The 21,505-nt window shown below is 42.7% G+C and carries 24 protein-coding genes; 21 read left to right on the top strand and 3 right to left on the bottom strand.

Going from position 1 to position 21,505, the window contains the following annotated elements:
• The first annotated feature begins 80 nt into the window (after window positions 1-80).
• The 3 genes from E6139_RS07590 to E6139_RS07580 are packed head-to-tail and all read left to right on the top strand — an operon-like array spanning window position 81 to window position 1,900.
• Complete coding sequence (locus tag E6139_RS07590) at window positions 81-659, top strand: GrpB family protein (protein ID WP_316402461.1); 579 nt, start codon at window positions 81-83, stop codon at window positions 657-659.
• 55 nt (window positions 660-714) lie between these two features.
• Window positions 715-1,296 carry an SGNH/GDSL hydrolase family protein gene (locus E6139_RS07585; protein ID WP_316402460.1) on the top strand — a complete coding sequence of 194 codons (582 nt, stop codon included), beginning with the start codon at window positions 715-717 and terminating at the stop codon, window positions 1,294-1,296.
• 4 nt (window positions 1,297-1,300) lie between these two features.
• Window positions 1,301-1,900, top strand: coding sequence for a class I SAM-dependent methyltransferase (locus E6139_RS07580; RefSeq protein ID WP_316402459.1), 600 nt, complete (start codon window positions 1,301-1,303; stop codon window positions 1,898-1,900).
• A 43-nt stretch (window positions 1,901-1,943) separates the two neighbouring features.
• Here the strand turns inward: E6139_RS07580 and E6139_RS07575 are convergent, their stop codons facing one another.
• Complete coding sequence (locus E6139_RS07575; RefSeq protein WP_316402458.1) at window positions 1,944-3,065, bottom strand: hypothetical protein; 1,122 nt, start codon at window positions 3,063-3,065, stop codon at window positions 1,944-1,946.
• Between the two features lie 157 nt (window positions 3,066-3,222).
• Between E6139_RS07575 and E6139_RS07570 the strand changes: the two genes are divergently transcribed.
• The 10 genes from E6139_RS07570 to E6139_RS07525 all read left to right on the top strand — a co-directional run bounded on the left by E6139_RS07570 (window position 3,223) and on the right by E6139_RS07525 (window position 11,235).
• A complete protein-coding gene (locus E6139_RS07570; RefSeq protein ID WP_316402457.1) occupies window positions 3,223-4,170 on the top strand; it encodes a sugar-binding transcriptional regulator in 948 nt (315 codons plus the stop codon).
• Between the two features lie 35 nt (window positions 4,171-4,205).
• Complete coding sequence (locus E6139_RS07565; RefSeq protein WP_316402456.1) at window positions 4,206-5,072, top strand: helix-turn-helix transcriptional regulator; 867 nt, start codon at window positions 4,206-4,208, stop codon at window positions 5,070-5,072.
• 108 nt (window positions 5,073-5,180) lie between these two features.
• Window positions 5,181-5,654: a hypothetical protein gene (locus E6139_RS07560; RefSeq protein WP_316402455.1), complete on the top strand. Its 474-nt coding sequence runs from the start codon at window positions 5,181-5,183 to the stop codon at window positions 5,652-5,654.
• 332 nt (window positions 5,655-5,986) lie between these two features.
• The gene (locus tag E6139_RS07555) at window positions 5,987-6,361 is read left to right on the top strand and encodes a hypothetical protein (protein ID WP_316402454.1); all 375 of its coding nucleotides are present in this window, start codon (window positions 5,987-5,989) and stop codon (window positions 6,359-6,361) included.
• A 190-nt stretch (window positions 6,362-6,551) separates the two neighbouring features.
• Window positions 6,552-7,352, top strand: a complete 801-nt coding sequence (locus E6139_RS07550; protein WP_316402453.1) for an SDR family oxidoreductase — start codon at window positions 6,552-6,554, stop codon at window positions 7,350-7,352.
• Between the two features lie 9 nt (window positions 7,353-7,361).
• Window positions 7,362-7,775, top strand: coding sequence for a PTS sugar transporter subunit IIA (locus E6139_RS07545; RefSeq protein WP_316402452.1), 414 nt, complete (start codon window positions 7,362-7,364; stop codon window positions 7,773-7,775).
• Between the two features lies 1 nt (window position 7,776).
• Window positions 7,777-8,265 (top strand): mannose/fructose/sorbose PTS transporter subunit IIB, encoded by a 489-nt coding sequence (locus E6139_RS07540; protein ID WP_316402451.1) that lies wholly within the window; start codon window positions 7,777-7,779, stop codon window positions 8,263-8,265.
• A 23-nt stretch (window positions 8,266-8,288) separates the two neighbouring features.
• Window positions 8,289-9,101 carry a PTS mannose/fructose/sorbose transporter subunit IIC gene (locus tag E6139_RS07535; protein WP_316402450.1) on the top strand — a complete coding sequence of 271 codons (813 nt, stop codon included), beginning with the start codon at window positions 8,289-8,291 and terminating at the stop codon, window positions 9,099-9,101.
• A gap of 12 nt (window positions 9,102-9,113) precedes the next feature.
• A complete protein-coding gene (locus E6139_RS07530) occupies window positions 9,114-9,977 on the top strand; it encodes a PTS system mannose/fructose/sorbose family transporter subunit IID (protein ID WP_316402449.1) in 864 nt (287 codons plus the stop codon).
• A gap of 31 nt (window positions 9,978-10,008) precedes the next feature.
• On the top strand, window positions 10,009-11,235 hold the full coding sequence (locus tag E6139_RS07525) for a zinc-binding dehydrogenase (RefSeq protein WP_316402448.1): 1,227 nt from the start codon (window positions 10,009-10,011) through the stop codon (window positions 11,233-11,235).
• 135 nt (window positions 11,236-11,370) lie between these two features.
• Here the strand turns inward: E6139_RS07525 and E6139_RS07520 are convergent, their stop codons facing one another.
• Together E6139_RS07520 and E6139_RS07515 are read right to left on the bottom strand one after the other, a co-directional pair.
• Window positions 11,371-12,138 (bottom strand): alpha/beta hydrolase, encoded by a 768-nt coding sequence (locus E6139_RS07520; RefSeq protein WP_316402447.1) that lies wholly within the window; start codon window positions 12,136-12,138, stop codon window positions 11,371-11,373.
• Window positions 12,139-12,151: 13 nt separating this feature from the next.
• Window positions 12,152-12,523 carry a hypothetical protein gene (locus tag E6139_RS07515; RefSeq protein WP_316402446.1) on the bottom strand — a complete coding sequence of 124 codons (372 nt, stop codon included), beginning with the start codon at window positions 12,521-12,523 and terminating at the stop codon, window positions 12,152-12,154.
• Between the two features lie 149 nt (window positions 12,524-12,672).
• Here E6139_RS07515 and E6139_RS07510 point away from each other — a divergent pair, with 149 nt between their 5' ends.
• The 8 genes from E6139_RS07510 (at window position 12,673) to E6139_RS07475 (ending at window position 21,237) form a co-directional block, all read left to right on the top strand.
• Window positions 12,673-13,689, top strand: a complete 1,017-nt coding sequence (locus E6139_RS07510) for a LacI family DNA-binding transcriptional regulator (protein WP_316402465.1) — start codon at window positions 12,673-12,675, stop codon at window positions 13,687-13,689.
• Window positions 13,690-13,828: 139 nt separating this feature from the next.
• Window positions 13,829-15,130, top strand: a complete 1,302-nt coding sequence (locus E6139_RS07505; protein ID WP_316402445.1) for a pyrimidine-nucleoside phosphorylase — start codon at window positions 13,829-13,831, stop codon at window positions 15,128-15,130.
• Between the two features lie 62 nt (window positions 15,131-15,192).
• Window positions 15,193-15,855 carry a deoxyribose-phosphate aldolase gene (deoC, locus tag E6139_RS07500; protein ID WP_316402444.1) on the top strand — a complete coding sequence of 221 codons (663 nt, stop codon included), beginning with the start codon at window positions 15,193-15,195 and terminating at the stop codon, window positions 15,853-15,855.
• A gap of 16 nt (window positions 15,856-15,871) precedes the next feature.
• Window positions 15,872-16,264, top strand: a complete 393-nt coding sequence (locus tag E6139_RS07495) for a cytidine deaminase (RefSeq protein ID WP_316402443.1) — start codon at window positions 15,872-15,874, stop codon at window positions 16,262-16,264.
• Window positions 16,265-16,326: 62 nt separating this feature from the next.
• Entirely contained in the window at window positions 16,327-17,427 is a 1,101-nt protein-coding gene (locus tag E6139_RS07490; RefSeq protein WP_316402442.1) for a BMP family protein, read from the top strand.
• A gap of 198 nt (window positions 17,428-17,625) precedes the next feature.
• Window positions 17,626-19,161: an ABC transporter ATP-binding protein gene (locus E6139_RS07485; RefSeq protein ID WP_410470515.1), complete on the top strand. Its 1,536-nt coding sequence runs from the start codon at window positions 17,626-17,628 to the stop codon at window positions 19,159-19,161.
• Window positions 19,154-20,284, top strand: coding sequence for an ABC transporter permease (locus E6139_RS07480; RefSeq protein WP_316402440.1), 1,131 nt, complete (start codon window positions 19,154-19,156; stop codon window positions 20,282-20,284). Before E6139_RS07485 ends, E6139_RS07480 begins: the two co-directional genes overlap by 8 nt.
• The gene (locus tag E6139_RS07475; RefSeq protein ID WP_316402439.1) at window positions 20,284-21,237 is read left to right on the top strand and encodes an ABC transporter permease; all 954 of its coding nucleotides are present in this window, start codon (window positions 20,284-20,286) and stop codon (window positions 21,235-21,237) included. Before E6139_RS07480 ends, E6139_RS07475 begins: the two co-directional genes overlap by 1 nt.
• Window positions 21,238-21,505 lie beyond the last annotated feature (268 nt).

The following is a 21,505-nucleotide window of genomic DNA, read 5'->3' as shown; positions in this document are numbered from 1 at the left end:
ATGAAAACTAGCTAGATGTTAAGAATCGTTAGGAAAAAGTGTATGATAGAAGTGACTATTTTCGAAAAGGCGGTGCTGAAATGAAGAAACTGGAAGACATGACTTTGGAAGAGCTATGGGAATTATTTCCGATTATTTTGAAGGAGCACAATAGAGACTATTTGGAATGGTACGAGGAAGAGAAGCGGAACTTAACAGAATTGTTCGCGGATTTTGATATTCAACGGATCAATCATATCGGTAGTACTTCAGTCGAGGGCTTGATCGCTAAGCCAATCGTGGATATATTGTTGGAATTTCCTGACGGGTATGATATGGAAGACGCTTCAGCGAGGCTACAAAAAGCCGGCTGGATCTTGATGATTGAAGATAAAGAAAGACAAACACTAGATTTGAACAAGGGCTATACACCGGAGGGCTTTGCGGAGAAGGTTTATCATCTGCATGTCCGTGCGCTAGATGATTGGGATGAGCTTTATTTTAGAGATTACTTGCGTGAATACCCAGAAGTTGCGCGGGAGTATGAAGTGCTGAAGCTGTCTTTGAAGGAAAAGTATGAACACGATCGTGATGCGTATACTGATGAAAAATCCGAAATCGTGCATAAGTATAGTCAAAAGGCTCGTCAGGAATTTGGCTCGCGCTATTTGCCTAAATAATTTTCGTGTTTCGTGCTATGATAGAACCGATAAGAATTGCGAGGAGGACGAAGGTATGAAAGAGATCGTTTTATTTGGCGACAGTTTATTAGCTGGTGTGATGAATGGTGAGACCAGCGATATTTTAGATAAGTATATTCTTGATGAGCTGACGGAAATGGGCTTTCCTGGGTATTCATTAGTTAAGCTGGGCAAACGTGGTGAGACTTCTGCGGATGGCTTGGCTCGAGTGGGTGAAGCCGTGGATGCGGAGGGGGACTTTGTGGTCATTTCCTTCGGTACCAATGATTCATTGAAGCATGCGGATTCACTAGATGCATATGGTGAAAATCTAAAAGAGATTATTGAATCCTTTGACGCGTCAAAGGTCATTTTATTGACAACTGGCTATATCAATACAGATATCTATTCGAAGGGTGATAACGAGCGGCAACAGCTTTTTGCACAGAAAGCGAAAATGGTGGCGGCAGAATCGGGTGTCAACGTGATTGATCTGTATCATCATATGACTGTCTATCCAAAACCAAATGAATTTGTGCAAAAAGCCGATGGCATCCATCCCTCTAAGGAAGGTTATCATTTCTTAGGTGCTTTGATTGCACGGGATATCAAAGAAATTTTACTAGCAGAAGGGTAAGAACATGGCAAATCATTATTATTCAGAAAATCCTGAGACAGCACACGATCTGCATCAATGGTCGTTTGAATTAGCAGGAAAGAATTTTCAATTCGTGACCGATAGCGGCGTCTTTTCTCGGGATACGGTCGATTACGGTTCCCGGGTATTGATCGAGCATTTCGATGCAGAGAATTTACCAGAAGGGGCTTTGTTAGATGTTGGCTGCGGCTATGGTCCGATCGGTATGGCGCTGGCTTATCAAACCGACCATCCAGTTGAAATGATCGATGTAAACAATCGTGCGGTAGAATTAGCGCAAGGCAATGCCAAGCGCAACGGCATCGAAGCTGATATCCACCAATCGAATATTTACGAAACCTTGCATCAGGTAGAATACGCAGCGATCATCAGCAATCCACCGATCCGTGCCGGCAAAAAAGTCGTTCATCAAATCTTGAGCGATGCGGAGCCTTTATTGAAGGTCGGTGGCACGTTGACGATCGTGATTCAAAAGAAACAAGGTGCACCGAGCGCGAAAAATAAAATGGAGGAAGTCTTCGGCAACGCTGAGATCGTGGCGAAGGACAAAGGCTATTACATTATTCGCAGTGTGAAGGAATAGAAAAAAATGCCACAGACCAAAAACTGGTTTGTGGCATTCTTTTCTATTTACTGTCGCCGTAGCCCTTCATGACTGGATCAGTCAGGTCGCTGCGGAAGCTTTCTTTAGGCAGTGTCAGCGGCAAATCGGTAGAATCCAGCACACCGGCTTTTGCTTCAACAACATATGGAATCGCGTTGACACAGCGCATACAGGTAATGACCATACCTTCATAACCAGCAGTGATCTCATTTTTTCCTGGAAAGAATTCGCAGGACATATTCGGGTCGCCTTCCACGATTAAACGATAGGTTCCATCGCGCGGAGCCTGAGGCCAATCGGGTGCTAAGTCTTTTGCCATTCGATTGACATGCTCGATAATAATTTTATCCTCGCCGTTGACGATGCCGATGGTTTCAAAACGAACAGCTCCGACTGTTCCAGCAGGAATTGTTCCACTGGCTACGTGAAGTTCTTTTTTGGTGATGGCTTTTTCATAGATTTGGCGATAACCGTCTAATTTATATCCCAATGCATCTGCGATATAAGCAATCGGTGGTCCCCAAGAAACGAGTTGTGTCCCTTCGCCGCTCATAACCGGTTCATACTCCATCGGCATTCCAAAGCCAAATGCGTATTTGATGGTCATTTCATCAGGGTAAGTATCATACATAAAGATTTCTTGCGTGCGAACTTGTTTGATGGTGTTGGAGCAGGTCAAGACCAGAGCTAGGAGATGGTCGGCAGCAAAACCGGGTTCGATACCAGAAATATACAAGGAAGCATTTCCCTTGAGTGCGGCTTCAGTTAGACGAGGAGTGATTTCTTGATTGGTTGGAGACGATGGATAGACTAGGTTTGCCAGGGAGGTACCAACAACATTGATACCTGCTGTCAGCAGCTTTTCAACTAGCGGCAAAAGAATCTCGTTAGCCTTATTGGCGGGCGGGTTGAGACCTAGAACAGCGCAATCAGGTTTTAAAGACATCAATTGATCCAAATCACCGGTAATCATGATACCGACTGGATTTTCTCCATAGAGCAGTCCAGCGTCAGTACCAACTTTATCACCAGCCGTTTCTTCATGTGCCCAAACACCAATAACCTCAAAATCAGAACGATCGAACATGCAGCGGACGGCAATTGAACTGATGCTTCCGGTACCTAAGACAATAACCTTTACCATAGCGATCCCTCCATTGTTCTATTCTTACACATCCATCTTACAATCAAATGCGAAGGTATTGCAATCAACAATAGGAAAAGGCTTGCAAGTCGAACCAAATAAAGGGTACAATCACATTGACTCATGTTTTTCACAAATGTGACTGGAGGGTACGTCTATGCAAAAAGAAGAAGACAAATTACTGGTACGCATCGCCGAAATGTATTACCAAGAAGATAAAAACCAAAGCCAGATTTCGAAGGAATTAAATATTCATCGCAGTACGATTAGCCGTTTGTTGAAACGTTCCCGCAATGAAGGGATCGTCAATATTTCGATCAATTATGACAAGGCTGGAACCTACAGCATCGAAAAAGAGCTGCAGGAAAAATTCGACTTGGAAAAAGCGATCATTGTACAAGCGGGTGCTGATCTAAGTCGGACACAAAAGGATAAATTATTGGCACAAGGTGTCGGCGAATACCTTACCGAGATTATCAAAAACGACATGATTTTTGGTTTTTCGTGGGGGGAAACAATGTCCGCGATTCCGGAAGGGCTGACCAATTATGATGTGGAAAATATTTTATGTGTGCCGATGATTGGTGGTCCATCTGGTCGTTTGATCAGCGATTATCACGTCAATACGATTACTTATGAAGCTTCGAAAAAGCTGAAGGGTCGTGCGTTACTGATCGACTCACCGGCTTTTCCTGAAACAGTCGCTTTAAAGAAAGCCTTAATGGAAAATGAATTTAATCAAGAGCTGATCGATTATTGGCGCAAGATCGACATCGCCATCTTAGGAATCGGTTCGCCGACCTTGAAAGCGAGCGAGAGCTGGAAACAGTTCTATGGCGAAGATGTCTTGGCTTATTTAGAAGGGAAAAAAGTCGTTGGTGACGTAGTTTCTCGTTTTTACAATATCGAAGGCGAACACATCGATAATACTTTAGATGATCGTTTAATCGGGATCGATATTGCCGATTTAAAACGGGCACCTTATCGGATCGGTGTGGCTGAGGCTATTGATAAAGCAGATGCGATCGCAAGCGCCTTAAAAGGGCACTATATCAATGTGCTAGTCACGACCGAAGAAACCGCACGAGAAGTGTTGAAAAGATAGGCTTGGCCTATCTTTTTCTATCTAAGGAGGGAGCCATGCAAGTTATTCGATTGCTTCAAACAACCTTGATTTTGTTGAGCCGCAAGCAAGTAACCGCAAGAGAATTGGCTGAGCGATTTCAAGTTTCGGTTCGGACAATCTATCGCGACGTAGATGCGCTGAGTTTAGCGGGGATTCCTGTTTATGCCAACAAAGGACGTAATGGCGGAATTTTTCTCGATGAATCGTATCATGTCAGTAATGCTTTGATCGAAAAAGAAGAGCAGGATGATCTATTTTTAGCGCTGCATTTATTGCAATCGGTGGGCTTGGCGGATACAGAAGAGCTGCTGAAAAAAATGGGGACGGTCTATGATTGGAGCGAGTGGCTGGAGGTCGATTTGAGTCAGACGGAGATCACTAGCCAGACCTTTGAGCATATCAAAGAAGCGTTATTCAATCACTGCGAGATCGATTGTGTCTATCATACCGAATATGGTCAGACCCGATTGTTATCACTGGCACCGAAACGCATATTGTACAAGTATCAGACCTGGTATTTGCTGGCTTGTGAATTGACCAAAAAAGAATGGTTCCTATTTCCTCTCAAACAAATCAGAAATGTTGTTTTAAAAAAGCCGATCGACTATCCATTTCCAGAAGAGGTATTGGTGTTTCCGCAGCTATCCGTTCATTTGCGTTTTAGCAAGCGGATCGCCTATAAAAAATATGCGGAGTTCGCAGATTTTGATTGGACGGACAATCCCGATAGCAGTTTTGAAGCCACACTGACCTTTGCGGAATTTGACGATCTGTATCGTTTCTTGATTCCATTGGGAAAAAATGTGGAGATTCTTGGACCGAATTGGATTCGTGAGAAGGTTTTGAATTATGTTGCGGCATTTTACGAGAATCATTTTTAAATATGACATGTTTTGGCACGTTGGTTCGTTACAATTAAGAAAAATGAATGTCAGGAATGATATTCGTAGGCAACTAAACTTATTTTTATAAACGAGGGGGAAAATACTATGAAATTCGAACAAATCGTCAAACCCGATCAATGGATTCTTTCGCAAAACTTTACGGTGAAAGTTGAGGAGATTCCGCAAGTCATTGGACCGACCTTTATGAAACTGGGCGGATTTATCCAAGATCAGGGAATACAAATTTTGAGCACGCCATTTGTGTCCTTCAAAAATATGGATGAAAATGGTGGGTTAGATGAAACAGCCATTGAGATGGAAGTTGGCTTTCCAGTAGCAGAAGAAGTAAAGAATGCTGCGGATATTGACAGCAACAGCTATTTTCTTCCGTCCTACAAAGCGTTATCTGGATTGTATGTTGGAAAATACGATGATATGACTGAACCATATTTCGCTATGATGGATGAGATTAAAAAAATCGGCGGAAAATTCAGCGGGATATCTTATGAGTATTATCTCAGCGACGAAGAAATTCCTGAAGAACAGCAAGAAACGATTATGGAATTGGTTTATGAATAAAAAACGGAGTCGGACAAGTTGAAAAGCTTGTTCGGCTTTTTTTGTATACTTTTGAGAATCATACTATTCACATCAATATAGGAAAGATGCATCATGATTTCCAAGCCAGTTTGGAAATAACCGTTGAACATGTCATCAATCGTGAATGTTGGCTATACAACATCGGCAAATGAAAACGTAGAGAAAAATCTAGCTTACCGAGCAACATATAATTTCACAATTACAAAAAGCGGCTTCGTTAAATTCAACTAACAAATAGTTTATTAGCCTTTAAAGAATCGTAAGATGAAATAGATTATAATGTTCTAAAATGCGAACATCTGGAGAATGATATGTCTAAAAAAATCAAAAATAATACTACAAAATTCTTGATTATCTACCTTATTATTGCTTTTTTGACATGTACAGTAATTTTGCTAATCAGTTTAACTGGTTTTAGATTAACAGGAAGAAAATCACCTTTGAATTGGTTTACAATTATAACATCTTACTTTTGGTTCATTGCTTTAATCATAGCGCTACCTTATATTCGTAAAAGATTAATTGATGACTATATCAATTCGCTGTTACGTGGGAAAGAACTGAAAATTGAAGAACTTTTCTCTAACGGAGTATTCGCACGAGAAGATTTTAAAATGGTGAAAAATGAATACAGAGCAAAATTCTTTTCTCAAAAAAGGATTGTCAAAATTCTAGAAGCAGTTTAGAAAAGAGATTGGTAAATACAAGTGATTAGGTGACATCCAATCACTTGTATTTTTTTAGTACTTTTTGCACTTTTGTGATTTTGTTTTAAATTAATTGCAAAAAGTTGTTGACAACGTTTTCTTTTGCCTTTACTATAAAGATGCAACAAATGTTAAATAGAAATCACAAATGTTAAAAGGAGCGTTTGCAATGGATTGGTTAGAAGTACAAGGAAAGACAGTCATTGTTACAGGCGGCTCATCAGGTATTGGGGCAGCCATTGTCAAAGAGTTGTGTGAGTTAGGGATTAATGTGGTAAATGCTGATTTGTGCGAAGGAGCATATGTGCATGAGAACTTAGTTTTTAGTCAGACAGATGTTACTTCACCTGAATCGGTGGAACAGACAGTAGCAGCTGCTGTAGCGAAATTTCAAACGATTGATGCGGTGGTCAATAATGCCGGTATCAATATTCCAGCTTTACTAGTCGATGAAAAAATGGCGGAGGATGGGAAATTCCAGATCAATGAGTCGATTTTCAACAAAATGATTGACATCAATCAAAAGGGTGTCTATCTGATGGGACAAGCAGTTGGACGTGTGATGGTTGAACAGGGCCACGGCGTGATCATCAACATGTCATCGGAATGCGGACTAGAAGGTTCGGAAGGTCAAAGTGTTTACGCAGCAACAAAGGCAGCAGTGAACAGCTTCACTCGATCTTGGGCAAAGGAATTAGGTAAAAAAGGTGTCCGCGTTGTTGGTATCGCACCAGGAATTATGGAAGAAACTGGTTTACGAACGATTGAGTATGAAACAGCTCTGGCTTATACGCGTGGGATTACTGTTGAACAATTACGCGCAGGCTACACCAATACGAAGACGATTCCACTTGGGCGTGACGGCAAACTAAGTGAAGTTGCTGATCTTGTGGCGTACTTTGTATCTGGTCGTTCAAGCTATGTGGCTGGTGTGACCGTCAATGTGGCTGGTGGTAAGACTAGGGGGTAGGAGAAAATTATGAACAAAGTAATTTTAGTGGCTCATGGCAAACTGGCTCATGAAATGAAGAATTCCGCCGAAATGATCTTCGGCGCATTGCCTGATTTTGAATCGGTGGAATTTTTGAAGGAAGAGGGCTTGGACACGATCCAAGAAAAAGTTTCTGCGGCAATGTGTGAGCAGGGGGCATCCTATCTAGTGTTGACCGACTTATTCTGCGGCACGCCTTATAATGCTAGCTGTGCTGTAGCGATGAAGAATCCCGACCGCGAGATCGAAGTCGTGTCGGGAATGTCGTTACCGATCGTCTTAGAAGTGGCAAGTATGATGGGTAGTAATTTGCAGGATATTGTGAACCATGCTACAAGTATTCCGTGCGACACAGTGAAAGCGTTTAAACGACAAATTATTGAAGAAGAGGAGGATTTCTAAGATGCAAATTAAATTATCACGAATCGATGATCGCCTGATACATGGACAAGTAGCCACTGTTTGGGCGAAGGAAGCCGGGGCAAAACGGATCATTGTGGTCAGCAAAGAAGTCGCTAATGACGAGATTCGCAAAACATTGGTAAAACAGGCGGCACCGCCGGGCATCAAAGTGAACATCGTTGACCCAGAAAAAGCAGTGAAGGTCTACAACAATCCGAAATATGCGGATGAAACAGTCTTCTATCTATTTACTAATCCAATGGAAGTTTTGGAGCTGGTACAGTTGCAAGTACCGATCAAATCGATCAACATCGGCGGGATGCAATTCAAAACGGGGCGAACACAAATCACCAAAGCCGTCTCAGTCGATCAGACAGAAGCGGATGCCTTTCGTAAGCTGGAAGCATCAGGTGTGGAACTGGACTTACGAGTAGTCGCGACTGATCCAAAGGGGAATTTTGAAGAAAAACTGAAGGAAGCAGGGTTTTAATTATCAATTAGGAGGACATAAAAATGGAATTATCAGCGTTGCAGATTGTACTTATTTTTCTTTTTTCATGTGTATGCGGGATGGGCAGTGTGTTGGATGAGTTTCAGACACATCGACCGTTGATCGCCTGCACGATGGTTGGTCTGATCTTAGGCGATGTACAAACAGGGATTATCTTGGGTGGAACATTAGAGCTGATTGCATTGGGCTGGATGAACATCGGTGCGGCACAATCACCGGACTCGGCGTTAGCCAGTGTCATTTCTACTATTTTAGTCGTCGTTGGTCAGCAGGATATTCAATCAGGGATCGCGATTGCTTTACCAGTCGCAGCAGCTGGGCAGGTATTGACGGTTATTGCGCGGACAATCACGGTGGCCTTCCAGCATGCGGCGGATCGGGAAGCGGAAAAAGCGAACTTCAATAAGATTATTTTCCTACATTTCAGTGCCTTGTTCATTCAAGCCTTGCGGGTGGCAATCCCAGCCACGATCGTAGCAGCATTCGTTAGCGCGGAGATGGTAACGAACATGTTGAACATGATTCCGGACGTGATTACCGGCGGGTTAGCAGTTGCTGGTGGATTCATCGTAGTGGTCGGATATGCGATGGTACTGAACATGATGAGCGTGGCGTACTTGATGCCATTCTTCTATCTTGGTTTCGTCATGGGCGGTTACTTGGAGTTCAGTTTGTTGGCCTTCGGAATCATTGGTTTGATCACAGCGTTAGTCTATGTGCAGCTGAATCCCAACTTTAGGAAAAACGAAGTCCAAGGCAATCAGATGGCGGCCGTTGTTGCCGGCGAGTTAGCCGATGATGAATTAGAAGATTAAGGGGGCAAAATAATGGAAAACACTTCAATGGTAGAAACGAAGAAAGATATTTATGCACAATCACAATTAACGAAGAAAGATCTAATGACCACGTTTGTCTTTTCGAATTTCCAGCAAGCATCCTTTAACTTTGAACGAATTCACGCCTTGGCTTTCTGTGTAGATATGATTCCAACGATCCGCAGAGTCTATAAAACAAAAGAGGAACAATCGGAAGCTTTGAAACGGCATTTGACCTTCTTCAATACAACACCTGCTGTTTGCGGCCCGGTCATCGGTGTGACGATGGCGATGGAGGAAGCCCGGGCAAGCGGTGCCGATATTGATGATGGAACGATCAATAGCTTGAAAGTTGGATTGATGGGACCACTAGCGGGTGTTGGTGATCCGTTGGTCTGGGGAACATTACGTCCGATCACCGCAGCTTTAGGTGCATCGTTAGCCTTGTCAGGAAATGTGATGGGACCGATTTTGTTCTTCGTTGCTTTCAACGCGATTCGTTTAGCGATGAAATGGTTTGGTTTAACTTATGGATTCAGTAAAGGGATGGATATCGTCAAAGATTTATCCGGGAATCTGCTGCAAAAATTAACAGAAGGCGCGACGATTTTAGGATTGTTCATCATGGGTGTTTTAGTAACCAAGTGGACGACGATCAATATTCCCTTAGTTGTCTCGGAAACTCCTGGAGCTGATGGAAAAACAGTGATTACTACGGTTCAAAATGTTTTGGATGATTTGGTGCCGGGATTGCCAGCTTTAGGCTTAACACTTTTAATGATGTATTTATTGAAGAAAAAAGTTAGTCCGATCGTTTTGATCTTTGTTTTATTCGCAGTTGGAATCGTGGGCTATTGGTTAGGAATTTTAGCTTAATATTATATAGAAGAAACTAGGGGGAGCAGCAGTGAAAACGAAAGCAGTGCGTTTATATGGTAAGCAGGATTTGCGCTTGGAGGAATTTGAATTACCTGAAATTAAAGAAAACGAAATTTTGGCTTCGGTCATTACCGACAGCATTTGCATGTCGACATGGAAATTAGCCAATCAAGGAGCGGATCATAAAAAAGCACCAAACGATTTAGCAGAAAATCCGATTATCATCGGTCATGAATTTTGCGGCGAACTGCTGGAAGTCGGTGGAAAATGGGCCCATAAGTATAAAAAGGGTGAACGCTATGTGCTGCAGGCAAATCTGCAATTGCCGGATCGCCCGGACTGTCCGGGTTACTCTTATCCTTATACTGGCGGCGATGCGACCTATATCGTGATCTCAGAAGATGTCATGAATCAGGATTGTTTGATTCCTTATAAAGGCGATACCTATTTTGAAGGCTCATTGATCGAACCCTTATCCTGTGTAATTGGTGCTTTTGAAGCCAATTATCATTTAAAAGAGGGCTCTTATGAACATAAGATGGGGATCAAAGCTGATGGCAGTCTGCTAATCATGGGCGGAACTGGACCGATGGGTTTGTTGGCGATCGATTATGCGTTGCATGGACCAATCAAACCGAAAAAATTGGTGGTGACGGATCGTGATGCGGAAAAATTAGCACGTGCGGAAAAGCTCTATCCAAGTCAAAACGGGATCGAAGTATCTTACGTGAATGTAGCGGATGTTGAGGATCAAGTCAGTTTACTGAAGGAAACGGCTGACGGAGGCTTCGATGATATTTTTGTCATGATTCCAGTGGCGCCAGTCGTTACCGATGCGGCAAACCTGCTGAATCCAGATGGGTGTTTGAATTTCTTCGCAGGACCGCAGGACAAAGAATTTTCTGCGCCAGTGAATTTCTACGATGTGCATTATTCGTTTACGCATTTTGTCGGAACCTCTGGTGGAAACACTGAGGACATGCGTAAAGCAGTTAAGTTGATCGAAGACAAACAAGTTAAGGTTGCCAATGTGGTGACACACATCCTTGGTTTGGATGCAGTTGGAGAAACAACCTTAGATCAGCCAGCGATTGGCGGCGGGAAAAAACTTGTTTATACCCATAAACAATCAGAATTGAAAAAAATATCGGACATTGCCCAAGATTCCGAATTAGGAAAAATTTTGACAGAAACAGACGGTATTTGGAGTCAGCAGGCTGAAAACTATGTTCTGAAGAATTACCCAAATATTTAATTTTTGTTTAAGTAAATGAATTATCTAATCGTTTTCACTTTTTCTGTTTTGGTAATGTTCGGGTTTTAGAGTGAAAATGACCTAAATATCAAATAAGAATCGCCACGAAAAACGCTGAATTTCGTGGCGATTCTTTTATAGATTATCCTTCAAGAACTGGACAGTATTTTGATAAGCAATATCAGCATAGCCTTCACCATGAACGGTACCAGTAATCAATTTTGTTTCACTGGGCACTCCCTTTTCGGCGAGGGTCTCTTGTAATTTATAGACGCCTGATAACGGAACCAATTCTTTTAGTGAATTGGCGATGAAAAGAGGCCCGCTGTTATTTGACACGCGCGATAATGGATCGGCTTGTTTTAAGCGTGCCATATCTTGATCCACATAATTCAAGATAAACCATTTGTAAAAGGCGTCATTCGCCCCGTCTTGGTCGATTTTCCCACTAGCTTGTTGATCAAAATTGGGTTTTTGGTTCATAGCCGGAACGACTTCTGGATGCTGCTGTACCCAATCGTAAAGATCGATAATGCCAGACCAGGAGGCGGCAGGAATCCCTTTTTGCAAAGCCAATTCAATTGATAAATTACCACCAGCAGAAGATCCCAAGGCGACGATTTTTCCCTTTACCGGATAATCGCTGTTTACTAGCCAGTCATAGACGTTTAATAGGTCATCCATAGCAGAAGGGAAGATATGATCCGGTGCTAGGCGATAATTGGGAGCGATGACGAGAAAGCCATCATTTGTTAATCGTTCGGCCAGTGTCGCTTCTTTGGCTTTATCTCCCCGAAACCAGCCGCCGCCGTGAATCAAAATGATCGCGGCTTCAATCGTTTTCGGTTCGTAAATATCTAGTGCTAATTGATTTTCTTTGTCATAAATATAGTCTTTGATCATTGTAATGCTCCCTTTAAATCAAATCATTTTCTTTGGTTGGTTGAGGCTGTTGCTGCATCAACTCAGCTAAGATAGCTAACAAATGCTGCTGAGCTGTTTCGTACTGAGCGACCTGATCGCCGAATTGTTGATTGAAGCCCTCCAAGCCATCCTTAACAAAGGCGTATTCGTATTGGTAAACAGCATCGTAAGCTTTCGTGAAACGCTGAAGCAGTTCGATTTGAGAATCTAACTGCAGCGTCATTTGGATCACACGAAAATCTGTGTAGGCCAGTTCAAATTGAACTGCCCAGATACGCATAAATTCATGCTGATTCTTGATGTGCAGAAAATGGTGTTCTGTCGTCCAGTTAAGATTTTTGATCGCGCCTATCACATCTAACATTTTCTCACCAGCTTTCTTGTTCTATAGTCTTTAATCTACGCTCTTTTTTCAGCAGGGCAAGTAAGAAGTCTTACCTTTTGATGAAAAAGGCTTTCTTTCTATTTTCTCCTTTGCTACACTAAGAAAAAAGTGCAGAGAGTTGGTTCATGATGAAGATCACCATCAAAGAAATCGCTGAAATGGCAGGTGTTTCCGTAACGACTGTCTCTCAGATTTTAAATAATAAAGGTAGCCGCTTTAGCGAGCAGACACGAAAAAAAGTCTTAGCGATCGTTGAAGAGCATCAATATAAGCCGGATTTTTTTGCGGCAAATTTGATCAATCGTCATTCAAAAACGATTGGAATGATCGTGCCAGATGTGACGGACTTTTTCTTCTCAAAAGTGATTGAAGGGGTAGAAAGTTATTTAAACCCTTTAGGCTACATGATTATTTTGTGCAATTCACGTCATGATATTGACCAGGAAAAACGTTATTTAAATGAATTGTCTCATCGGTCGGTAGATGGGATCTTGCTAGCTACACCGAATCATTTAGAGGATGAGCATAAGCTAGGGAGTGATTTCTACCGCAAGCACCCAATTGTTCTGATTGACCGGGGATTGAATGATCGCGATTGGGGTCAACTGCTGGTAGAGGAATATGCTGGGGCACAGGAAGTACTGCGAATGCTGGTAGACAAGGGTCATCGGCATATCGGTATGCTGAAGGAAAGCCAAGGATACTATCAATTGACAGAACGTCTGAAGGCCTATCGCCAAATCATTTTTGAGTATCAGCTGCCCTTTGAAGAAGACTATGTTGCCTCAGGTGAATTAACGATTGCTGGCGGTTATCATGCAGCGAAAGAAGTATTAAAGAATGAAAAGATCACAGCGATCTTTTGTGGAAACGATGAGATGGCGATTGGCTGCTATCAAGCCATTTATGAAGCTGGTTTGAAGGTCCCTGATGATATCTCTGTTGTTGGATTCGACGGGTTGGAGGTTAGCAAGTACATGGTTCCGCCATTGACGACCGTCTTTCAACCGAGTACTGAGATTGGTTTTTCAGCGGCGAAATTCTTAGTGGATGCGATCAATTTCCCTTCTCAGCGAATCCCGAATAAAATCTTTCAAACTAAATTAATTATTCGTGAGAGTGTGAAAAAAGTAGGTCAGGGTTGACAACGGGTTCACGACCCGTTATAGTAACGATGGTAGCGCTAACAGAAAGCGCTTCTAGATTTAGTAAACTGTTTTACTAAAGTGGTTTACCTTTCGCCATTTTATTGTATAATACTTTTTGAAGCTTGGAGGAAAACCTATGAGAATGGTAGATTTGATCGAGAAAAAAAGGGACGGTAAAGCCTTATCAAAAGAAGAACTCGACTTCATTATTGAGGGCTATACAGACGGAAGTATTCCTGATTATCAAATGAGCGCACTGTTGATGGCGATCTTTTATCAAGATATGACGGATGAGGAAATTTCTCATTTAACTTTGGCTATGGCAAATTCGGGAGACATCATTGATTTGTCTTCTATTGAGGGCATTAAGGTGGACAAACATTCGACTGGTGGCGTTGGCGATACAACGACTCTAGTTCTAGCTCCGCTCGTGGCAAGTGTCGATGTACCTGTAGCAAAAATGTCTGGACGAGGGCTTGGTTTTACTGGCGGTACCTTAGATAAATTTGAATCGATCCCCGGCTTTAAAATTGAATTATCTGATCAAGAGTTCATTGATATTGTAAACAAGAGCAAAGTGGCTGTCATCGGTCAGTCAGGAAATCTGGCTCCGGCGGATAAGAAGCTTTACGCATTACGGGATGTAACGGCAACGGTTGATTCGATTCCACTGATCGCCAGCTCGATCATGAGTAAAAAAATTGCGGCGGGTGCCGATGCGATTGTCTTAGATGTGACAACAGGTGAAGGTGCCTTCATGAAGAACATTGAAGACGCCAAGCGCTTAGCGAAAACAATGGTACGAATCGGAAAACTGGCAGGTCGTCAAACGATGGCGGTTATTTCGGATATGTCTGAGCCGTTAGGCGAAGCGATCGGGAACAGCCTAGAGATTGTAGAAGCGATTGATACGCTCAAGGGCAATGGGCCAGCTGATCTGACTGAAATGTGCTATGTCTTAGGTAGTCAAATGGTGGTTCTGGCAGGCAAAGCAGCAACGTTGGATGAAGCAAGAGTGATGTTGGAAGAAGCGTTGCACTCAGGCAAGGCGTTAGAAAAATTCCGTGAAATGGTCAAGGATCAAGGCGGTGACGCGACAGTGATCGACCACACTGAAAAAATCTTGACCGCAAAATACGAGATCGAACTCCCAGCGAAATCCACTGGTTATGTAACTGAGTTAGTTGCGAATGAGATTGGGATCGCGGCAATGCTGTTAGGTGCAGGACGCAAGACCAAAGAAGACGACATCGACCATGCGGTAGGTATCAAACTTCATAAAAAAGTCGGCGACAAGGTTGCTGAAGGTGAATCACTATTGACGATTTATGCAAACTCTAATGAGATCGATGATGTGAAAAAATTACTTTATCAAAATATTTCTATTGGGGAAGAGCCAAAAGAGCCTATTTTAATCCACGATATCATTACCGAATAAGTATTTAAAACTTTTTTGTAACAATAAAAAGTATATTATAATAAAAGAAGTGAGGAACAGAAATGGAAATCAATCGAATGATCGACCACACAATTTTAAAAGCGGATGCGCAAAAAGCAGACGTGATGAAAATTATTGAAGAAGCAAAAAAATATCGTTTCTATTCCGTCTGCATTAATCCTACTTGGGTGTCACTTGCAGCTCAAGAACTAAAGGGCGAACCTGTTGCGGTCTGCACTGTGATCGGCTTCCCGTTGGGGGCAACGACTACTGAAGCAAAAGCCTTTGAAGCAGCGAATGCGATCCAAAATGGAGCGGCTGAAGTCGATATGGTCATTAACATCGGTGAGCTAAAAGACGGCAACTATGAAAAAGTTCAAAAAGATATTGAAGCAGTTGTAGCGGCTGCGAAAGATAAAGCCTTAGTAAAAGTCATCATCGAAACGTCTCTATTAAATAATGAAGAAAAAATCAAAGCCTGCGAATTAGCTAAAGCAGCGGGAGCAGATTTCGTTAAAACGTCGACTGGTTTTTCAACTGGCGGTGCGACGGTCGAAGATGTACGCTTGATGCGTGAAACCGTTGGTCCTGAAATGGGTGTCAAAGCTTCAGGCGGTATCCATAATGCCAAGGAAGCAGCAGCGATGATCGAAGCGGGGGCAACACGTTTAGGTGCCAGCTCAGGTGTCGCTATTATGAACGGCCTATCTGGTACGGGGTACTAAGAGCGGAGGCAATCACATGAGTAAACAAGAATGGATCGACATTGCAGTCGAAGCACTCGATAAAGCATATGTCCCATATTCCAAATTTCCTGTCGGCGCGTGTCTCGTGACCAAAGAAGGAAAAAAGTACCAAGGCATCAACATTGAAAATGCCTCTTACGGCTTAACCAATTGTGCGGAACGCACAGCGATTTTTAAAGCTGTTTCGGAAGGTGAAAGAGAATTTAGTCATTTAGTAGTCGCTGGTCACACACCAGAACCGATTTCTCCATGTGGCGCTTGTCGTCAAGTTATGGCGGAATTTTGCGATCCAGCGATGCCAGTAACCTTAGTCGGTGACAACGGAGTAACAAAAGAAATGACCGTTGGAGAGTTACTGCCGTATACCTTTACTGACAAAGATTTATAAACCATGTTCATTCAGTCGCAGGACTGTTGAAAAAAAATCCATATTTAGGGGGCTTTACAGAAATGAAAAAAGCAAAATTATTTGGCCTAGGTACCGTGGCAATGGCAGCGTTGCTAACTCTAGGAGCTTGCGGCGGCGGTAGTGGCGGCGGTTCAACTGATTCTTCAGGCGGAGCGGCCAAAGACGATGCAAAACACAGCGTAGCAATCGTAACAGACATTGGTGGGGTGGACGACCGTTCATTTAACCAAAGTGCTTGGGAAGGTCTTCAAGCATGGGGTAAAGAACACGATATCAAAAAAGGTACTGGCGGATACAACTATATCCAATCAAACGATGCTTCTGAATATGAACAAAACATTTCACAAGCTGTTACTAACGGATTCAAGACAGTCTTCGGTATCGGTTACTTGCTAGCGGACCCAATTTCAGCAGCAGCAGATCAAAATCCTGATACAAACTTCGTTATCATCGATTCAGTAATTGAAGACAAAGACAACGTTGCTTCAGCAACATTTAAAGACCAAGAAGCAGCTTACCTAGCAGGTGTAGCAGCAGCTGAAACAACTAAATCGAACAAATTAGGTTTCGTTGGTGGTGAAGAAGGTGCCGTAATCGACCGTTTTGAAGCTGGTTTCGTTCAAGGGGTAAAAGATACTGCTAAAAAATTAGACAAAGACATTTCTGTAGACGTCCAATATGCAGCTTCATTTGGTGATCCTTCTAAAGGGAAAGCTTTGGCAGCGAACATGTACAATGCTGGCGTAGATATCATTTATCATGCTTCAGGCGGTACTGGTCAAGGTGTCTTCTCAGAAGCGAAAGCACGTAACGAAAAAGCCGACGAAGCAGACAAAGTTTGGGTTATCGGTGTTGATAGCGACCAACAAAACGATGGTAAATACAAATCTAAAGATGGTAAAGACAGCAACTTCTGTTTGACTTCAACTCTTAAAGGAGTGGGCGCAGCGGTTCAATCAATCTCTACGGATGCATTGAATGACAAATTCCCTGGCGGCAAACACTTATCATTTGGTTTGAAAGACGGCGGTGTTGATTTAACAGACGGATTCCTTTCAGACGATGCGAAAGCAGCTGTTAAAGAAGCAAAAGAAAAAGTTTCTGCTGGCGATATCAAAGTTCCAGAAACTCCTGAAAAATAATCATTCAGGTGTGACCATAGTCTCCAAGAAGCGAGACTATGGTCCTCTTTTAAAAAAGAGTCTTCTTTTTTTAGCCAAGTCACGGCCTGCGCTGTGTTTGGCTAAGGGAAGAACGCCCTTAGCGTTGCAATGTTTTGTCAGGTTTAGAAAGCGATAGGATGTGAAAAGAAAGTGACAGAAGAACAAAATGTCATTGAGATGCGCAATATCACCAAGCAATTTGGCACGTTTAAAGCAAATGACAACATCAATTTACAGATTCGTAAAGGTGAGATTCATGCACTTTTAGGTGAAAATGGTGCTGGTAAATCGACACTTATGAATGTTTTGTCAGGGTTATTGCAGCCAACTTCTGGGGAGATCTTGATGGATGGTCAGCCAGTCGACATCTCAAGTCCAACTAGAGCCAATCAATTAGGGATCGGAATGGTCCATCAGCATTTCATGTTAGTTGATGCTTTTACCGTTACGGAAAACATTATTTTAGGTAGTGAGCCGCGCAAAGGTGGCGTACTGGACCAAAAGAAAGCAAAAGCCGAGATTGAACGCTTGTCACAGGAGTATGGATTGAAGGTTGATCCAGATGCCTATATTCGAGACATCTCAGTGGGGATGCAGCAACGGGTCGAAATTTTAAAAACCTTGTACCGTGGTGCGAATGTTCTGATTTTTGATGAACCAACGGCCGTATTGACACCGCAAGAAATTGACGAGCTGATCATGATCATGGAAGGCCTGATCAATGAAGGCAAATCAATCATTCTAATCACCCACAAGTTAGATGAAATCAAAAAAGTCGCGGATCGTTGTTCCGTCATTCGTCGAGGACAATACATAGGAACTGTCGATGTAAAAGATGTCAGCTCGCAGCAACTAGCCGATATGATGGTTGGCCGATCTGTTTCATTTAAAACAGATAAAGCGCCAGCAGCGCCGGGGGAAGTCGTTCTTTCAATTAAAAATTTAGTCGTAAAAGAAAGCCGCGGTCTGGAAGCTGTTAAGAATTTATCTTTAGATGTTCATCGTGGTGAAGTTGTCGGGATTGCCGGAATTGACGGTAATGGACAGACTGAATTGATTCAAGCATTGACTGGATTGCGCAAAGTCGAAAGTGGTACAGTGACGATCAAAGGAGAAGATGTGACTGGCAAATCGCCTCGTCATGTCACGGAGACAGGTGTCGGACACGTACCGGAGGACCGCCATAAGTATGGGCTGATCCTGCCATTGCCTTTATCTGAAAATATCGCTTTACAATCTTACTATCATGCACCTTTCAGTAAGAACGGTATCTTGAATTATGGTGAAATCGATCGTTACGCAAAACGTCTGATTGAAGAATATGATGTGCGGACGACTGGCGAAAAAGCACCTGCCGCTTCACTTTCAGGTGGGAATCAACAAAAAGCCATTATTGCACGAGAAGTTGACCGTGATCCAGATTTATTGATCGTATCACAACCAACTCGTGGACTGGATGTTGGTGCGATTGAATACATCCACAAACGTTTAGTTGAACAGCGCGACAAACAAAAAGGTGTGCTGTTGGTAAGTTTTGAGTTAGATGAAATTTTGAATGTCTCTGACCGTATCGCGGTTATTCATGCTGGGGAGATCGTTGGTATCGTAGATCCGAAAGAAACTTCTGAGAACGAGCTTGGTCTATTAATGGCTGGTTATAGTTTAGAAGAAGCGCGAGCAGAATTAGCAAAGGCTGGTGAGACAAATGAATGATCGCTCAGAAAAAATTAGAAATATTTTAGTACCGATTATTTCAGTTATTTTAGGATTTGTTCTTGGTGCTGTTTTGATGTTAGTATTTGGATTTAATCCGATTGAGGGCTACAACGCGATGTTTAGCTCGGCTTTCCAAAGCAAGATGTCAATCGGGGAAATCTTGGTTGGTGCAGGTCCGCTGATCTTTACCGCATTAGGATTTTCTGTTGCCAACTCGGCTGGATTCTTTAACGTCGGGTTGTCAGGGCAAGCTCTATGTGGCTGGGTCGCAAGTATCTGGGTCGCATTGAGCATGCCGGATTCACCAAAGATTGTGGTTGTACCATTAGCAATCATCGTTGGTGCTTTAGCCGGTGCTGCAGCTGCAGCGATTCCTGGTTTATTAAGAGCCTTCTTTGGAACCAGTGAAGTAATCGTAACGATCATGATGAACTACGTAATTCTTTATGTAGCCAATCATATCGTCAACCACGTGATGTCACCAGATATCATCTCAAACAAAGGGGTCACAAAAGCAGTTGGCTTGAACGCGTCCTTACGTGAGCCTTGGTTGACTGAATTATTCGGTGGTTCACGTGTCAACATGGGATTTATTTTAGCATTGGTATTCTTAGTGGTCGTTTGGTTCTTGATGAAGCGTACGACATTAGGTTTTGAAATTCGTTCCGTTGGTCTGAATCCTTTTGCCTCTGAATATGCAGGGATGAGCAGCAAGCGTACGATCGTAATCTCAATGATTATTTCTGGCGCTCTAGCTGGTCTAGGTGGTGTCGTTTATGGTCTAGGTACCTTCATGAACTACTTTGTTCAAGGGTCATCGATCAGTATCGGATTCGATGGTATGGCCGTGTCGCTATTAGGAAACGGCAGTTCTGTCGGAATCCTATTATCTGCGTTACTGTTCAGTGTCTTGAAGCTAGGCGGACAAGGGATGCAGTTCTCAGGTATTCCTAGTGAGTTAGCTAATAGTGTTATTCCGTTGATCATCTTCTTCGTGGCAATCAACTATATCGTACGTGTTGGTTTAGCAAAAGTAATGGGCGGTAAAAAAGAAGTCGCTACTGTCCAAGAAGTCGAAAGTGCTCCGAATGAAGAATCTGAAAAAGGGGGCAAAGTCTGATGAATATGGATTTAGTAGCTTCAATTATTGCTCAGACACTCGTGTATTCAGCACCATTGATTTTAACCGCGCTTGGCGGTGTGTTCTCAGAACGTAGCGGGATCGTAAACGTTGGTCTGGAAGGAATCATGGTTGCAGGTGCATTTAGTTCAGTTGTATTTAACTTAGCGTTTGCCAATCAGTTTGGCGCGATGACTCCTTGGTTGGGTGTTCTAGTCGGCGGTCTTGCAGGAATGGTATTCTCATTACTACATGCTGTCGCGACAGTCAGCTTCCGTGCTGACCACATCATTAGTGGTACGGTAATGAATTTATTGGCACCGCCATTAGCGATTTTCTTGATTAAAGTTATTTATGGAAAAGGTCAAACAGATACAATCCAACAACAGTTTGGTTACTTTGATTTTCCTGGATTAAGCAAAATCCCAGTTATCGGTGAACTGTTCTTTAAAAATACCAGTTTGCCAGCTTACTTTGCGATTTTAGTCGCAGTCATTTCTTGGTTCGTGATTTTCAAAACGCGCTTCGGTTTACGTCTACGTTCTGTTGGTGAAAATCCACAAGCAGCAGACACTTTGGGAATTAACGTTTATGCTTTACGTTATTCTGGCGTTCTGATTTCAGGCTTCCTTGGCGGAATGGGCGGAGCAGTCTTCGCGCAATCAATCGCCGGACGTTTCGCATCAACGACAATCGCTGGACAAGGGTTCATCTCACTGGCTGCGATGATCTTTGGTAAATGGAATCCACTAGGTGCGATGGGCGCTGCAATCTTCTTCGGATTCGCACAAAACCTGAGTATCGCAGGATCAAACTTGCCGATCATTTCATCGATTCCAGATGTCTATCTGCAATCAGCACCATATGTATTGACGATCGTCGTACTGGTTCTTTTCCTAGGAAAAGCAGCAGCACCAAAAGCAGACGGTGTCAATTACATCAAATCAAAATAATTCTTTCGTTTTCAAAGGGTGGGGCTATGGGACAATGTTCTTAGTCGCGCCCTTTGTCAGTTCTACTTCCTGCTTTAGCAGGTTAGTAGAGTGATATGCGTGATGAGGATCAAACTAACTTTTTCGTTTTTTGAAAAAGTAAATCCCTCAATACGAATTAGCTGCGAATCAAATGTTCAGATGTACTATGGTAGTGGAATCGTATGCGTACGAAAATAGAATCATTTTTCATGGTTCTTGAAAAATTATTTTCTTCTAAACTGAGCTA

The organism is Enterococcus sp. (genome assembly GCF_032555305.1).
Taxonomy (GTDB): Bacteria; Bacillota; Bacilli; order Lactobacillales; family Enterococcaceae; genus Enterococcus_A.
This window is presented reverse-complemented; position numbering and strand designations above follow the sequence as displayed.

What these genes read in the sequence shown, in the direction of transcription:
- E6139_RS07575 (WP_316402458.1), bottom strand. Translation starts at nt 3,065, where the DNA reads ATGGTAAAGGTTATTGTCTTAGGTACCGGAAGCATCAGTTCAATTGCC.
- E6139_RS07590 (WP_316402461.1), top strand. Translation starts at nt 81, where the DNA reads ATGAAGAAACTGGAAGACATGACTTTGGAAGAGCTATGGGAATTATTT.
- E6139_RS07555 (WP_316402454.1), top strand. Translation starts at nt 5,987, where the DNA reads ATGTCTAAAAAAATCAAAAATAATACTACAAAATTCTTGATTATCTAC.
- E6139_RS07585 (WP_316402460.1), top strand. Translation starts at nt 715, where the DNA reads ATGAAAGAGATCGTTTTATTTGGCGACAGTTTATTAGCTGGTGTGATG.
- E6139_RS07540 (WP_316402451.1), top strand. Translation starts at nt 7,777, where the DNA reads ATGCAAATTAAATTATCACGAATCGATGATCGCCTGATACATGGACAA.
- E6139_RS07515 (WP_316402446.1), bottom strand. Translation starts at nt 12,523, where the DNA reads ATGTTAGATGTGATAGGCGCGATCAAAAATCTTAACTGGACGACAGAA.
- E6139_RS07545 (WP_316402452.1), top strand. Translation starts at nt 7,362, where the DNA reads ATGAACAAAGTAATTTTAGTGGCTCATGGCAAACTGGCTCATGAAATG.
- E6139_RS07480 (WP_316402440.1), top strand. Translation starts at nt 19,154, where the DNA reads ATGAATGATCGCTCAGAAAAAATTAGAAATATTTTAGTACCGATTATT.
- E6139_RS07560 (WP_316402455.1), top strand. Translation starts at nt 5,181, where the DNA reads ATGAAATTCGAACAAATCGTCAAACCCGATCAATGGATTCTTTCGCAA.
- E6139_RS07535 (WP_316402450.1), top strand. Translation starts at nt 8,289, where the DNA reads ATGGAATTATCAGCGTTGCAGATTGTACTTATTTTTCTTTTTTCATGT.
- E6139_RS07570 (WP_316402457.1), top strand. Translation starts at nt 3,223, where the DNA reads ATGCAAAAAGAAGAAGACAAATTACTGGTACGCATCGCCGAAATGTAT.
- deoC (WP_316402444.1), top strand. Translation starts at nt 15,193, where the DNA reads ATGGAAATCAATCGAATGATCGACCACACAATTTTAAAAGCGGATGCG.
- E6139_RS07565 (WP_316402456.1), top strand. Translation starts at nt 4,206, where the DNA reads ATGCAAGTTATTCGATTGCTTCAAACAACCTTGATTTTGTTGAGCCGC.
- E6139_RS07510 (WP_316402465.1), top strand. Translation starts at nt 12,673, where the DNA reads ATGAAGATCACCATCAAAGAAATCGCTGAAATGGCAGGTGTTTCCGTA.
- E6139_RS07530 (WP_316402449.1), top strand. Translation starts at nt 9,114, where the DNA reads ATGGAAAACACTTCAATGGTAGAAACGAAGAAAGATATTTATGCACAA.
- E6139_RS07485 (WP_410470515.1), top strand. Translation starts at nt 17,626, where the DNA reads ATGCGCAATATCACCAAGCAATTTGGCACGTTTAAAGCAAATGACAAC.
- E6139_RS07580 (WP_316402459.1), top strand. Translation starts at nt 1,301, where the DNA reads ATGGCAAATCATTATTATTCAGAAAATCCTGAGACAGCACACGATCTG.
- E6139_RS07550 (WP_316402453.1), top strand. Translation starts at nt 6,552, where the DNA reads ATGGATTGGTTAGAAGTACAAGGAAAGACAGTCATTGTTACAGGCGGC.
- E6139_RS07490 (WP_316402442.1), top strand. Translation starts at nt 16,327, where the DNA reads ATGAAAAAAGCAAAATTATTTGGCCTAGGTACCGTGGCAATGGCAGCG.
- E6139_RS07505 (WP_316402445.1), top strand. Translation starts at nt 13,829, where the DNA reads ATGAGAATGGTAGATTTGATCGAGAAAAAAAGGGACGGTAAAGCCTTA.
- E6139_RS07495 (WP_316402443.1), top strand. Translation starts at nt 15,872, where the DNA reads ATGAGTAAACAAGAATGGATCGACATTGCAGTCGAAGCACTCGATAAA.
- E6139_RS07475 (WP_316402439.1), top strand. Translation starts at nt 20,284, where the DNA reads ATGAATATGGATTTAGTAGCTTCAATTATTGCTCAGACACTCGTGTAT.
- E6139_RS07520 (WP_316402447.1), bottom strand. Translation starts at nt 12,138, where the DNA reads ATGATCAAAGACTATATTTATGACAAAGAAAATCAATTAGCACTAGAT.